Annotated in this window: 17 protein-coding genes and 1 pseudogene; 10 read left to right on the top strand and 8 right to left on the bottom strand. The window is 66.4% G+C overall.

Annotation, left to right across the window (positions count from 1 at the left end):
- Positions 1-262 (bottom strand): helix-turn-helix domain-containing protein (locus tag BLQ73_RS30165; protein ID WP_143020532.1); only part of this gene is annotated, 262 nt, incomplete at its 3' end.
- A gap of 627 nt (positions 263-889) precedes the next feature.
- Between BLQ73_RS30165 and BLQ73_RS31910 the strand changes: the two genes are divergently transcribed.
- Positions 890-1,363, top strand: a complete 474-nt coding sequence (locus BLQ73_RS31910) for a hypothetical protein (RefSeq protein ID WP_143020531.1) — start codon at positions 890-892, stop codon at positions 1,361-1,363.
- 645 nt (positions 1,364-2,008) lie between these two features.
- Complete coding sequence (locus BLQ73_RS30160; protein WP_176955781.1) at positions 2,009-2,413, top strand: transposase; 405 nt, start codon at positions 2,009-2,011, stop codon at positions 2,411-2,413.
- 57 nt (positions 2,414-2,470) lie between these two features.
- Here the strand turns inward: BLQ73_RS30160 and BLQ73_RS30155 are convergent, their stop codons facing one another.
- Together BLQ73_RS30155 and BLQ73_RS30150 are read right to left on the bottom strand one after the other, a co-directional pair.
- A complete protein-coding gene (locus BLQ73_RS30155; RefSeq protein WP_093176187.1) occupies positions 2,471-3,310 on the bottom strand; it encodes a fumarylacetoacetate hydrolase family protein in 840 nt (279 codons plus the stop codon).
- A 1-nt stretch (position 3,311) separates the two neighbouring features.
- Complete coding sequence (locus tag BLQ73_RS30150) at positions 3,312-4,010, bottom strand: GntR family transcriptional regulator (RefSeq protein ID WP_093176184.1); 699 nt, start codon at positions 4,008-4,010, stop codon at positions 3,312-3,314.
- A gap of 146 nt (positions 4,011-4,156) precedes the next feature.
- Between BLQ73_RS30150 and BLQ73_RS30145 the strand changes: the two genes are divergently transcribed.
- The 4 genes from BLQ73_RS30145 (at position 4,157) to BLQ73_RS30130 (ending at position 8,167) form a co-directional block, all read left to right on the top strand.
- A complete protein-coding gene (locus tag BLQ73_RS30145; RefSeq protein WP_093176182.1) occupies positions 4,157-5,080 on the top strand; it encodes a VOC family protein in 924 nt (307 codons plus the stop codon).
- 98 nt (positions 5,081-5,178) lie between these two features.
- Positions 5,179-6,930, top strand: a complete 1,752-nt coding sequence (locus tag BLQ73_RS30140) for an FAD-dependent monooxygenase (protein ID WP_093176194.1) — start codon at positions 5,179-5,181, stop codon at positions 6,928-6,930.
- Between the two features lie 3 nt (positions 6,931-6,933).
- A complete protein-coding gene (locus BLQ73_RS30135; RefSeq protein ID WP_093176179.1) occupies positions 6,934-7,467 on the top strand; it encodes a DoxX family protein in 534 nt (177 codons plus the stop codon).
- Entirely contained in the window at positions 7,451-8,167 is a 717-nt protein-coding gene (locus BLQ73_RS30130; protein WP_093176177.1) for an SDR family oxidoreductase, read from the top strand. The genes BLQ73_RS30135 and BLQ73_RS30130 overlap by 17 nt, the downstream gene beginning before the upstream one ends.
- A gap of 219 nt (positions 8,168-8,386) precedes the next feature.
- Here the strand turns inward: BLQ73_RS30130 and BLQ73_RS30125 are convergent, their stop codons facing one another.
- Positions 8,387-8,710 carry a DMT family transporter gene (locus tag BLQ73_RS30125; RefSeq protein ID WP_093176174.1) on the bottom strand — a complete coding sequence of 108 codons (324 nt, stop codon included), beginning with the start codon at positions 8,708-8,710 and terminating at the stop codon, positions 8,387-8,389.
- 217 nt (positions 8,711-8,927) lie between these two features.
- Between BLQ73_RS30125 and BLQ73_RS31905 the strand changes: the two genes are divergently transcribed.
- Positions 8,928-9,197, top strand: coding sequence for a hypothetical protein (locus BLQ73_RS31905; RefSeq protein ID WP_143020530.1), 270 nt, complete (start codon positions 8,928-8,930; stop codon positions 9,195-9,197).
- Here the strand turns inward: BLQ73_RS31905 and BLQ73_RS30120 are convergent.
- The 3 genes from BLQ73_RS30120 to BLQ73_RS34375 form a co-directional block, all read right to left on the bottom strand.
- Positions 9,125-10,117, bottom strand: coding sequence for a hypothetical protein (locus tag BLQ73_RS30120; protein WP_176955780.1), 993 nt, complete (start codon positions 10,115-10,117; stop codon positions 9,125-9,127). The genes BLQ73_RS31905 and BLQ73_RS30120 overlap by 73 nt on opposite strands.
- Positions 10,118-10,635: 518 nt before the next feature.
- Complete coding sequence (locus BLQ73_RS34880) at positions 10,636-10,842, bottom strand: hypothetical protein (RefSeq protein WP_338056668.1); 207 nt, start codon at positions 10,840-10,842, stop codon at positions 10,636-10,638.
- Positions 10,829-10,963, bottom strand: a complete 135-nt coding sequence (locus BLQ73_RS34375) for a hypothetical protein (RefSeq protein WP_245691555.1) — start codon at positions 10,961-10,963, stop codon at positions 10,829-10,831. The genes BLQ73_RS34880 and BLQ73_RS34375 overlap by 14 nt, the downstream gene beginning before the upstream one ends.
- 395 nt (positions 10,964-11,358) lie before the next feature.
- Here BLQ73_RS34375 and BLQ73_RS30110 point away from each other — a divergent pair.
- Positions 11,359-11,646 (top strand): annotated as a pseudogene (locus BLQ73_RS30110) (transposase); the annotation flags it as partial.
- On the opposite strand, the gene BLQ73_RS35200 reads toward BLQ73_RS30110, so the two are convergent.
- Positions 11,553-12,068, bottom strand: coding sequence for a methyltransferase domain-containing protein (locus BLQ73_RS35200; protein ID WP_420820052.1), 516 nt, complete (start codon positions 12,066-12,068; stop codon positions 11,553-11,555). The pseudogene BLQ73_RS30110 and the gene BLQ73_RS35200 overlap by 94 nt on opposite strands.
- 351 nt (positions 12,069-12,419) lie before the next feature.
- Between BLQ73_RS35200 and BLQ73_RS31895 the strand changes: the two genes are divergently transcribed.
- Together BLQ73_RS31895 and BLQ73_RS30105 are read left to right on the top strand one after the other, a co-directional pair.
- Positions 12,420-12,725, top strand: coding sequence for a hypothetical protein (locus BLQ73_RS31895; protein ID WP_143020529.1), 306 nt, complete (start codon positions 12,420-12,422; stop codon positions 12,723-12,725).
- Positions 12,726-12,852: 127 nt separating this feature from the next.
- A partial coding sequence (locus BLQ73_RS30105; protein ID WP_420820042.1) for a transposase occupies positions 12,853-13,009 on the top strand: 157 nt, incomplete at its 3' end.

Raw genomic sequence — 13,009 nt, 5'->3', positions numbered from 1 at the left:
CCAGTACCTTCTGCAGGTCGCTGAGCTGGGCGGGGTTCAGTCTGCACTCGGCGCCGCCGGCTCCTTTGGAGGTCAGGGCTGCGCGTCCGCCGTTCTCCAGGGCTCGGCGCCAGCGGCCGACCGACATCGGGGTGACCCGCAGCTCGCGGGCGATCCGGGTGTCGGTGGCGCCTTGGGCGATGAGGTCGGCGGCGCGCATCCGCAGCTGCTCGCGGCGTTTGCGCTGCTCGGTGGTCAGTCCTCCGCCGTCGGGGTATCTCATACCCCGGTGATCTCATCTGGGCGGGCGCGTGCCAACTGACGATCAGGTGACGATAGCTAACCCTCACCTTTAAAACTCTCTAGACAACCAAAAAGTGTGGGCCGAAGCCACTCTTATGCAGCCCGGCGCTACACTACGAACTTCCACAGGCCAGTTCATCGAAGTAGTCGACGTAGCCAAATGGACGACAGCGAATCAACAAGTTTACAACCTTACGATTGCCGATACTCGCACTTACTATACAAAGATTGGCGAATCTAGCGCCCTCGTTCACAATGCGCCGCCCGACGAATGCAGAATCACTTCGAGCCCAGATTCGCCTGCATTCCAAAGCAAGACTGTTTACAACAACGGCAAGTTCCGCATAGACGTTGAGAACCCAGTCCCCGGCAGGGCCGGCGCGGCTCAATTCCATATTCAATTCATGGGCAGAGGTGCCGACCCAAAGAAGTACTATTACAATATGGGCGACGGATCCTGGGTTACCGAGGATGGCACCACACTGTCAGCTAAAATCGTAAAGCAGGTACCTCAGTCGGCAATAAATAAAGCAAAGATACTACTAGGCGTCAGATAATGCAAAGCAATCGAATACTACGAGATACCCTCGCATGCCTCCCTGCGGGTGTGCGCAGTGAAGCGATTCCTACAGCTTCACAGGAAGTGATCGACTCCGGGTGGTTGATCGGCCCCGCAGGAGCTCTACTTCTTGCCAGCCAATACCGTCTTGAATGGGCTTGGCAAGCAGACAAAAAAGGGCTAGGCAGCTTTGAGTACGAAATAAACGACGTATGGATTCCCAATGACGATATACGGGAAACCGAATCTCTGCTAGCCGCCAAGAGCTTCCTTCGTTCAGCCTCGTTCGCCACCTCCATGCTACGAAAAGCCAACGGCCTACCCGGCTCAGAGCATCTCGCATGCACCATTAGCGTTCCAATGACACAGGAGTTTGCCGCATCAGGCACAACAGTTAAGTTCTTTACGCGTCGCGGCCATTACCCAGACTGGCTATCCAACCTAGACGTATTCCACACAGAAGGTATTGCAGTAATCGAAATATCCGAAATCAACAACCCGTCAATAATCGACTTTAAATAAGTCCCACTAAAGCCTTCCATTAGCTAATAGAGCTACAAGCAGATAGAACGGTTGCTACTATCGCTATCCGGTCTGAGAAGCATCTTCTTTGACCGGATAGCTCAAAAGCATGACGCTATGAGGCGACCTCAGTGAAGGGATTCGGGCAATGGGGATTCCTCTGACATAGAGGCCTATGTCCGACCCTTGAACGAGTCACCCACGGCCGGAAGTAGACGTGACCAGTGGCCTTCGCCGTAAAGAGGCTGTGCCGTGTCCTTGGAGTCTCCCGCTCCAACTTCTACCGCTGGGCCAGAGCCGCTGCCGTGCGGGTGGCGCGAGCCGTCGCCGACTCGGCCCTCGCCCAGGAGATCAGGCAGATCCGCACCGCCTGGGACGGCACCTACGGCAGCCGAGCTTGGGTGCGCCAATCGACGGGCGCCGCCGGAGTCGAGTGTCGACAACAGTACGCCGAAGCGTTTACGGCCACTCTCAAGCGAGGCGCTGCGGGTACACCGTCCTGGTCCTCACCTCGTGAGGTCTCTCATGCCACCGATGCCCCTGCCCCGACCTCACCAATCGGGAGTGAGGCGTGAGCATTGCTGGAAGCCCTGATCTCCGCGACGAAGCCCGGAGGCCGCCCGGGGCCGTACCCGGCGGGAGATCGTGGACGCGATCGCCAGCTGCGTGTGGTGGTTGCTACCTTACGACTTACCGCCTTGGCAGACCGTCTACGACTACTGGCGGCACTGGCGAGACGAGAACTGCTGGGAAGCCATCACGGCAGGCTTGCATGAACAGGAGCGCATCCTCCAAGGCCGATGTACCTCGCCGAGCGCGGGGGTGATCGACAGCCAGGGTATGAAGGGCACCGAGCGGGGCGGTTTACACAGATGCGGCGGCGCCAAGAAGGTGTCCAGGGTCAAGCGGCACCTCCTGCTAGACACCTTGGGACCGGTACCGGACATCCGCGTCAGCCCGGCGAGCGTCGACGACCGGGAGGCCGCGGTGCCGCTGCGCACCTGGGCCAGAAGCGGCGCTCTGCGGCGGGAGGTGCCCCGCGACGGGTGAAGAGGAAAGGGCCGCCGGGCGCGGTCCCGGCGGCCCTTTCCGGCAATTGTGCGCCGGTTAGCGGCGGATGAAGGTCTGGCGCATGTCGCCGATGCCTTCGATGGTGCTGGTGAGCACTTCGCCGGCCTTGAGGAAGCGCTGGGGTGTACGGCCGAGGCCGACGCCGGCGGGGGTGCCGGTGAAGATGACGTCGCCCGGGAGGAGCGGGGTGACGGCGGAGAGCTTCTCGATGAGGGCGGGCACGGAGAAGATGAGCTCGGAGGTGCGCCCCTTCTGGACTTGTTCGCCGTCGATGGCGCAGTTCAGGGCGAGGTCGTCGGGGTTGGGGAACTCGTCGACGGTGACGAGCCAGGGGCCCATGGGGGTGAAGCCGGGGTAGGACTTGGCGAGGCTGAACTGGGGCACGGAGCCGACCATCTGGAGGACGCGCTCGGAGAGGTCCTGCCCGATGGTGAGGCCGGCGATGTGGCTCCAGGCGTCGCTCTCCGGCACACGGTGGGCCTTTTTGCCGATGACGGCGACGAGTTCGACTTCCCAGTCGACGTTGCCTTCGGGCAGGTCGACCTCGGTGTAGGGGCCGGTGATGGAGGTGGCGAACTTGGTGAACACCGCAGGGGAGGGCGGGGCGGCGAAGCCGGACTCGTCGGCGTGGGCGCGGTAGTTGAGTCCGATGGCGAAGAGCTGCCGGGGCTCGGGCGCGGGGGCTCCGAGGTCGGCGGGGTCGAACGGGGTGCCCGCGGAGAGTTCGACGGAGTCGGCCCAGGCGCGGAATTCGTCGAATCGCTCGTAGACGGCCTGGGGCTCGGCGGAGAACCGGCCCTGGGAGGCCTCGGCGACGTCGACCGCCTTGCCGCCGACGATGAGGACCAGCCGTCCGGCCAGGTTGGCGATGCGCATGTCAATTCTCCTCAGGTGTGGTGCGCTCTGTGCCGGAGACCCCGTTGATGACGATCTCGGCGGTGCGCTGGATGTGCTCGCGGTGCAGGCGGCAGGCCAGGTCGGCGTCGCGGGCCAGGGCGGCTTCGAAGATGCCGCGGTGCTCCCCCGCTATGTCGCGGTGGCCGTCTCCGTAGCGCTGCGACCAGTAGCGGTAGATCGATGCGGATTCGCCGAGCCCGGCGACGATCTCCAGCATGCGGGGGCTGTTGCAGCCCGCCATGGTGGCCTGGTGGAAGGCGTTGTGCGCCCGCATCCACTCGTCGCTGATCTCGCCGGGGCTCTCGGGGTCGGACATCGGCGTGCCCGCGAGTCGGTGGTGGGCCGCCACGAGCTCCGCCTCCCAGACCAGGTCGCCGCCGTCGACCGAGCGGCGCAGGGCGGCGGTCTCGATGGTGGCTCTGACGTCGGTGAGGTCGGCGAGGTCGTCGACGGAGATGCCGATCACGGCGAACCCCTGCTGGGGCAGGGCCCGCACGAGCCGCTCCCCGGCCAGGCGGCTCAGGGCCTCGCGGACGACGTTGAGGCTCACACCGTGGGCGGCGCTCAGCTCTGACGGCTTGAGCTTCTGCCCGGGGGCGATGCGCCCGGCCAGAATGTCACCGCGTAGGCAGACATAGACGCGTTCGGTGAGCGATCGTGCGGAGGTCCTGGTAGCCACTTGGCCAGCCTACAGGAATCCACATCTTATGCAAATATGGATTTTTTCTTGACCTGTGGATGACATGCAGCGTAGAACGGGTTACACCAGGGACATGGAGCCCTAACTTCCGCGCAACACATCACACCTTGGAAGGCGGTGGACCCATGGCATTGCACGGCCTCGCCTCGGTCACCATCGGCGTCCCCGACGTCGCCGCGACCCGGAGCTACTACACCGACTTCGGGCTCACCTCGGGCGACGACGGCTGGCTGTCGACCACGGACGGCGGACGCCAACTCAGGCTGGTCGAGCGGCCGCGGCGGCAGCTCGTCGACGTCGTGATCAGGGCCGACGACTCCGACGACCTCGCCCGGATCGCCTCCACGCTCCGCGGCATCGACGCGCCCTTCCAGGTGGACGGCGACACGCTCACCACGCACGAACCCGTCACCGGCACCCGCGTGGCGGTGCGGGTGCTCCCCCGGTTGCGGCAGCCCGTACGGCCGGCCGCGGTCTACAACGGCCCCGGACGCGTCGAGCGCTCGGGCCGCCGCGCCGACGGCGTGATGCGCGAGGGCCAGGTACGGCCCCGCCGCCTCGGCCATGCCGTACTCGGCGTGACGGATCTCGCGGTGGCGATGCGGTTCTTCACCGAGGGGCTGGGGTTCAGGGTCTCCGACTACATCAGCGACAAGGGTGCCTTCCTGCGGTGCTCCGACGAGCACCACAACATCCTGGTGCTCGCCGCCCCGGTGAACTTCCTGCACCACACGTCCTGGCAGGTGGACGACATCGACGAGATCGGCCGGGGCGCCACCGCGATGCTGGAGGACCACCCCGAGCGGCACGTGTGGGGGCTCGGCCGCCATCACGCGGGGTCGAACTTCTTCTGGTACTTGAAGGACCCGGCGGGCAACTTCAGCGAGTACTTCTCCGACATGGACTGCGACATCGACGACGCCCTGTGGACGCCCGAGGTGTTCGAGGGAGCACAGGGCCTCTTCAACTGGGGTCCCCCGCCTCCGCCGTCGTTCCTGCGCCCCGACGACCTCGCCGACCTCATGATCGGCAGTCATTCCTCCCCATGAGCACCACCGAGTACCCCATCGGATCACACGCCCCCGCAGGCGGCGCGACGCAGGAAGGCTCCCTCCCGATGCCAACCCCTCCCGTGCGAACCTCTCCGATGCGAACCGTCGACACTGATGTCCTGGTGGTCGGAGCCGGGCCCTCCGGTCTGACCGCCTCGGCGCTGCTCGCCCGCGAGGGCGTGGACGCCATCACCGTGAACAAGTACGCGGGCACGGCGCACACGCCGCGCGCCCACATCACCAACCAGCGCGCCATGGAGGTCTTCCGCGACCTCGGCATCGAGGAGCGGGTCCGGGCCAGGGCCCTCCCCGGCGACCACATGGGCGACAACGTCTGGGCGACGAGTTTCGCCGGCCGGGAGCTCGCCCGGATGAAGGCGTGGGGTGCGGGCATCGACCGCAAGGCGGACTACGAGGCGGCCAGCCCCTGCGGGATGTGCAACATCGGCCAGCACGACCTGGAGCCTGTGCTGCTGGACGCGGCGCGGGACTTCGGGGCGGACCTCCGTTTCGGCACCGAGCTGGTCGATATCCGGCAGGACGGGGACGGGGTTTACGCGACGGTGCGCGAGCGCGCCGGCGGCGACACCTATGCCATCCGGTCGAAGTATGTGATCGGCGCCGACGGCGGGCGCAGTACGGTCGCCTCCGAGCTCGGGTTCGGTATGGACGGCGAGATGGGGCTCGGCTACGCGGTGAACGTGTGGCTGGAGGCCGACCTCACCAAATACCGCGCGCACCGGCCCGGGGCGCTGTTCTTCACGATTCAGCCCGGACGGGACTTCTGGCTGGGCGCGGGCACCTACATCACGGTCAAGCCGTGGAACGAGTTCGTGCTCATCGTGATGTACGACCCGGCGGTGGAGCAGATCGACCTCAGCGAGGAGGCGATGCTCGCCCGGGCGCGGGCCACGATCGGCGACCCGTCGGTGGAGATCCGGATCAAGGACATCAGCCAGTGGCAGATGAACCGCGTGGTGGCCACGGAGTACCGCAAGGGCCGGGCTTTCCTGGTGGGTGACGCCGCGCACCGGCATCCGCCGGCCAACGGGCTGGGCAGCAACACCTCGGTGCAGGACTCGTTCAACCTGGCGTGGAAGCTCGCGCTGGTGCTGGGCGGCAAGGCGGGCGAGGCCCTGCTGGACAGCTACCACGACGAGCGGCAGCCGGTTGGCAGGCAGGTGGTGGACCGGGCGTGGGCGAGTGTCGGGCCGACCGCGAAGATCCCCGCCATTCTGGGGGTGCGCGCCGGGCAGGGCGACGAGGAGGGTGCGGCGGCGCTCGACACGTTCTTCAGCGACACCGACGAGGGGCGGGAGCGCAGGGCGCGGCTCCAGGAGGTGCTGGCGGAGAACAACTACCAGTTCAACGCGCACGGGGTTGAGCTCGGCCAGCGCTACGTGTCCGGCGCGGTCGTGCCCGACGGCACGCCGGCTCCGCCGTACACGCGCGACGAGCAGCTCCACTACCACCCGACCACGTACCCGGGGGCGTACCTGCCGCATGCCTGGGTGGAGCACGACCACAGGCGGGTCTCCACACTGGACGTCGTCGGCGACGGCGCCTTCACCGTGATCACGGGTGTGGGCGGTGAGGGCTGGCTTCTGGCCGCCGAGAAGGTGGCGGCCGAGTTCGGCGTCACCGTCGTCGGGCGCGTGGTGGGTTCGGGGCTGGAGTACGACGACGTCTACGGCGACTGGGCGCGGATTCGGGAGATCGACGAGCGGGGTGCTCTGCTCGTACGGCCGGACCGCCACATCGCCTGGCGTTCGATGGACCGGGTCGCCGATCCGGTCGCGGCATTGCGCGAGGCCATGCGCCACGTCCTCGCGATCGAAGGGGAATGACCAATGGATATCGGCCTGTTTTTGCTGCGGGTGCTTCTCGCCGTCCTGCTGTTCGGGCACGGCGCTCAGAAGATGTTCGGCTGGTTCGGCGGGCTCGGCCCGGAGGGCACCGGCGCGCTGTTCGCGAAGTGGGGGCTGAAGCCCGGCAGGCAGCTCGTCCTGCTCGCCGCCGCGTGTGAGATCCTCGCGGCGCTCCTGCTGGGCCTGGGCCTGCTCACGCCGTTCGCGGCGGCCATGGCCGCCGGTACGCTGCTGGTGGCGGTCTGGGTGAGCACGCCCAACGGGGTGTGGGCGGTCAAGGGCGGCTATGAGCTGCCGCTGACCTATTCCGGCATCGCCCTCGCGCTCGCCTTCACCGGCCCCGGCGCGATCGCGGTCGACCGGGCGGCCGGGCTGACCGACCTGTCGGGCGTGGCCTGGGGCGTCGCCGCGGTGGTCGCCGCCGTCGTGCCCGCCGCGGGTTTCGCCGCTTACACACTCCGCAACCGCCGTACGACCAACGTCCCCCAAGGAGGTCCCCGTGCCGAAGCAGGGTAACCACACTGTGATCATCGGTGGCACGAAGGGCCTCGGCTACCAGATAGCCAAGGCCACCGTCGCCGCCGGGTCCCGCGTCACGATCACCGGGCGCGATGAGACGACCGCCAAGGCGCGGGCGCATGAGCTGGGCGGCCTCGCCACGGGCGCCGCGTGCGACCTGAACGACTGGGACTCGATCGACCGGTTGTTCGCCGGCATCGACACCGTCGACCATCTCGTGCTCACGGCGCTCGACCGCGACCACAACACCATCGCCGAGTTCAGGCCGGACGACTGCACGCAGACGATGATGATGAAGACCGTCGGCTATGCGACGGCGGTCAGCAAGGCGGTGCCAAAGTTCTCGGCCGACTCGTCGGTGGTGCTGTTCAGCGGCCTGTCGATGCTGCGGCCGGTGCCGGGTTCGACGACGCTCTCGATGGCCAACGCCGCGATCCTCGGGCTGCTCAACACGCTCACCGTCGAGATCGCGCCCGTGCGGGTCAATGTGATCACCCCGGGGGTGGTGGGCGGCACCGACGCGGTCGACAAGGCCGACCCGGTGCGCGCCGACTGGTATGAAGCCATGCGGCAGCGCACCCCGGCCAAGCGGCTGCCCTCCCCCGAGGACATCGTGTCGGCCGTGTTCTTCCTGCAGGACTGCCAGGGTGTCAACGGGGCGAACCTCATCGTCGACGCCGGCATGAACCTGGCCTGACGGGGCCGGGATCGCGCCTGCGCCTGTGACTGTGACTGCTCCTGTGCCCCGCACGCCCGCTGGGGACCGGCGGGCGTTTCCCGGCGGGCTCGCAGGGCACAGGCGGCCGGACTCGGCAGCGCGGAAGGACGACGCGGGAGACCGGCGCGCAAGACGTCGCGGGGCCTGTGCCGTACGGCATGGGCCCCGCGGCCTGTCGGCGGCCGACTTCGCCGCAGCTCAATGGCGCGCTCCCAGTTCCAGGGCCAGTACGCCGCCGATGACCAGCATGACGCCGGCGCCTTGAAGCCATGTCAGGCCGTCGCCGAGGAACAGCACCCCGATGAGGGCGACGGCGGTGACGCCGAGCGCCGCCCAGATGCCGTAGGCGACGCCGATGCCCATCCCCTGTTTGAGCGCCAGGGACAGCAGGTAGTAGGCGCCGAGCACGCCGATGGCGGCGACGGCTGTGGGCACCGGTCTAGTGAAGCCGTCGGAGTAGCGGGTGGCGATCGCCCCGACAATTTCGGCAAAGATCGCGGCAAAAAGGAAGACATAGGACATAGCAAACACAACCCCGAGATCATCGAATACGTACGAATAGGTTGAAATAGCGGGCCGAGGGCGTCGATCGCCCTCAGGTCCCTCGCGCCTCGCTCAGAGGCGGCCCATCCCCTCCGGATGTCCCCGCCGGAGGCGTCTCCCTGGAGACGAAGCCCAGCCTGCCGTCGAGCCTGCCGTCGCACGTCGCCCGGAACAACGGCGACGTCATGCTGCCTGCATGAATGAGGCGTATCGACGGGGGCGTGCGGTGTACGGCGTGGAGATGCGGGAGCTTGAGTGCTTCCTGGTGTCGAGCGCGGAGTTGCGTCACGCGGCCGACGCCCTGGTGTGGAGCGGCACCGGCGAGAACGCCCGGGTGCGCGCCTTCGCCGAGGTGGCCGGAGGCGCGCGGGGGCCGGGGCGTTCCCGCCATTCTCAATCGCTGCTGGGAAGCGGCAGCTTGAGTTTCGTCAACGCTCCGGCGAATTCCTCCGCGGGGTCGCCGTGATAACCCCAGGGGGCGGCTTTGGGGACCCTGTTGCCCACCCGGGTGAGATGCTGCGCGGCGAGAGTGTGCGTGGAGGATTCGTGAACGAAGATGCCGCCGAACAGGTGATGGGCTTCGAGTTCTCTGGGATGCGGTTTCATGGAGCCCGTCCACTGGCGTTCGGCCTCTTTCAGCTCACGGACGATCTGGTCGGAGAAATAAGTCATGCTCAGCTTCATGTACGCCATCATCTTGTTCTGCTCCACAAAGCGGTTCTGCTCGCTCAGCAGATACTCCAGGTGAGCGAGGGCGAGCATCGCGCTGAGTGGATGGCCTTCGGGCGCCAAGGCCACCGCCTCGCGGGCATGGTCGAACATGTCCTCATGTGAGCCGCCCCATTTCGCGGCCACCGTCTGCAGTCTGGCCCGGTGCCCGGAGAAGAGGGTGGGGCACCGGGCGACGAGCTCACGCCAGATCACGTTCTCGTCTGAACGGCTGAGCTGCATGCCGAGGGCGAACCCCATCAGCTGCTCCCACGGCACCGGGTCGTCCGGGCGCAGCCTCGCCGCCTCCATGAGAGGGTCGTGCGCCCCGGCCAGGGTGGCGAAGAACATCTTGAACCGGTCCTCGGTCACCGTGCTGGCGTAGCCACCGCCCCGGATCGCCCACGCCTCGTCAATGATCGTGCCGCCGAACCACAGGAGGACGTCCGCCTTGTCGGCGCCTTTCTCGAACAGTTCGGCGATCTCCCGGCTCCTGCCCACGGCGGCGGCGCTGAGCGCGTCCACCCTCAGGGACCGCAACTCCGGATCGCCGTGCGTCTCACGCAGAAGAACAACGCCCGCACTCAGATAGCCGTCTCTCACCGCGTCGACCGCCGCATCCAGAGCGGGGTCGCGCCAGGTACGGCCCACGACGAACTTATCGCCATCAATGTGCATGCGCTTGCGACGCCGGAAGATCCCCATAGATGGCCATTTCTAGCAGTTTGAAGTGGCCGGGAGGTGAATTCAAGGAGACCCTGGCGTATCCCTACCCTCTATGAGGGTTACTTCCTTGAAGACAAGCATTCGCCTTCCCGTGACTTGGATCGGCATCCGGATCGCACCGGTCGACGGCACACCCTTCCACGGCCGCCGGCGCCGCATATCGTCTCGGCCCTATATCGGTCCAGAATGCGGGACGCCAACTCGAAAGCGCTGGAGGGAACGTTTACCAGATGCACGGATTTGTGCGCGGCCCGCGCCGGTGGGAGCGGGTCCGCGGCATTGACCGCCGCCGTCCGGGCTGGCGGCGCGGATCGAGCGCAGCGCGGCCCAGGTGTGGTCGATGCCCTTGCGGCGGCGGTCGACGCCCCGCAGCAGGTTGTCGCCGACCGTGTAGCAGCGGTGCGAAATCAGGTGGCGCCATGGGTGCGGTGGTAGGTGGCCAGCAGCCGGTCAGAGGCGCCCGCGTCCACTCAGCCGGTCCCGGCCGGTCGGGCAGATGCCCAACGGCCCGAACTCGTCGAAGGCGGAGGTCCGCTCGGGCCGTTTCGCCCGGCGGGCAGGCGGTGCAGGTAGTCCAGGAGCTTGCGGATGGACCAGCGGGTGAATGGCCAGCCGAGCTTGGTCGGGCGGGTGGTGGCCGTCCGCACGATGAACTGCTCGTCGTCAGGACCGGTCAGGCGGGGACGGCCTCCCGCCCACTGAGGCTCCAGGCAGGACAGCCCGATCTCGTTGAACCCGGTGAATCGCATCGCGCACCGTGTCGTCATCGGCCTGCACGAGACGGGCGATGACCGGCACGGTTGTGCCGCCGGCCGAGGCGAGCAGGATCACCGTCCATCGGTAGCGAACCGTGCTGGTCGTGCCGCGCTGGACGATCCGCTGCAGCTTCTGTCCTTCTTGACCCGTAAGCCTGCGGACCTTGACCGGTTATGCAACCAGGCCTTCCGAGCGCCGATCGAACGTAGTCTGCCCATCCGATCGGCAGGAGTTCTACACGCCAACCCGATGATCGTTTCCGGTTACAGCACTAACCGGAACGGCACCGACCGGGCCTCCTCATTGACCAGCCAGCGCATCGACGAAATAGCGTTCCCCAGCGCCGGTTGTGTTGTCCGATCGACTCGGGCAGTACTACGGCCGCCTCCGACACCGACCCGGCACCCGCCCACTCCCCGAGGTCGTCGGAGGGCGAGCTTGAGATCGCCTACTACCTGTGCCACGGGCCGGCGGACACGACCGTCGAGGAGCTGATCCGCGTGGCGGGGGCCCGCTGGGCGATCGAGGAGTGCTTCGCCTCGGCCAAGAACGAGACCGGGCTGGACCACTACCAGGTCCGGCGGTTCGACGCCTGGCACCGCCACATCACCCTGGCGATGCTCGCCCACGCCTACCTGGCCGTCACCGCGGCGCACGCCCCAAAAGCGCAAGAGGCCTGGTCCGCCTCACACTCGCGGAGACCCGCCGTCTCCTGGCACATCTGACCGCCCCGGCCGCCCGCACCCTGGAGTTCGCTCTGGCCTGGTCGGCCCGCCGCCGTGAGCACCAGACCCGCGCCCGCTCCAGCCACTACTGGCGACGCTGGCTCAAACATCACGAAATCAGGCTGTAGTACTAACTCCCTCGCACCGAAACGGGCAGGCCCGGCGTCCGTACCGACGGAGGGCCTGCCCCGTTGTGTGGCCAGGGGCAACCGGCCCACGTCAGCAACCAACGCGGCGACTCCGCCCCGGCGTGCAAGCTCGGACTGCCCGAGCGAGACATCGACTCCGACCACCTGCCATCCCAGGTCGCTCAACACGGGCACATGCGCCCCACCTCCACATCCCAGAGGGATCCCACCAGGAAAACGGGCTCTCTTAAAATCGGAAGTACTTAAGGCAATTTTTTGGGCATCTGCAAACAATTGAGATACCCGACTGCCGGGTTCCTGAATCGGCGGTTCAAGGGAAGCATAGGGCGTGACCTCGTAGTATGGCGCTCCGTAGGAAACTCAACACAGAAGAAGACCTTGCTGGGCATTTGATCCCATGCATACACTTAGATCACTTATTTGTGCTTTATGTTGGGAGGTCAGGTGCCTTCGCCCAGTAAAGCCCACTTCGCGATGCCCTTACGGCGCTTATTTCGACGTACTCCATATCCGACCACCGCGCTTGTCGCCGGAGCACTCATTCTCTCATCGCCGCAGATGGTTGTAGCCGCTCCCTCACCCACCTCTAGCCCTAGTAAATCCGCATCCACGACCTCACAATCGGTGAATGAGCGCCCTGACCGGGTATCGGCGGCACTTTCGGCCCGGTTACAGGGCACTCGTGTTCTGATCGGAAACGAGGTCAGCGAGACCAGTCTTTCCTACAGCAACCCGGATGGGACGGTGACTACCGAGTCCACCAGCGGCGTGGCTCGTATCCGAAAAGATGGAAAGTGGATACCGGTGGACTCCCGGTTGGCCGAGGTGAACGGGGTGTGGAAACCCCGTGTGGCCAAGGCGGACGTGGTTGCGTCCACGGAAGTGGTGTACGAGTTTGACCTGGCCACAAGCGTGGCGACCGTGAAATGAACACGGCCATCGCGTGATCCTTCAGGTTGCTGAAACCATGATCGAAGGAGAACAGGCGATGGCCGCGAACAACAGTGTGAACCCTGCCGCCTGGCTGGCGAAGCAGATCGAGACCGGCGACCCCGACATGTTGCGATCCATGGTGAAGACCATGGCCGACGCGTTGATGTCGGCCGAGGCCGACACCCTGTGCGGCGCCGGCTACGGCGAGCGCAGCGACGACCGCGTCAACCACCGCAACGGCTACCGGCCACGTGAATGGGACACCAGAGCCGGAACAGTCG

The sequence above is a fragment of the Sinosporangium album genome, from assembly GCF_900100605.1.
In the GTDB taxonomy this organism is placed as follows: domain Bacteria; phylum Actinomycetota; class Actinomycetes; order Streptosporangiales; family Streptosporangiaceae; genus Sinosporangium; species Sinosporangium album.
The sequence above is the reverse complement of the archived record's forward strand: the minus strand, read 5'-3'. Positions and strand labels throughout refer to the sequence as shown.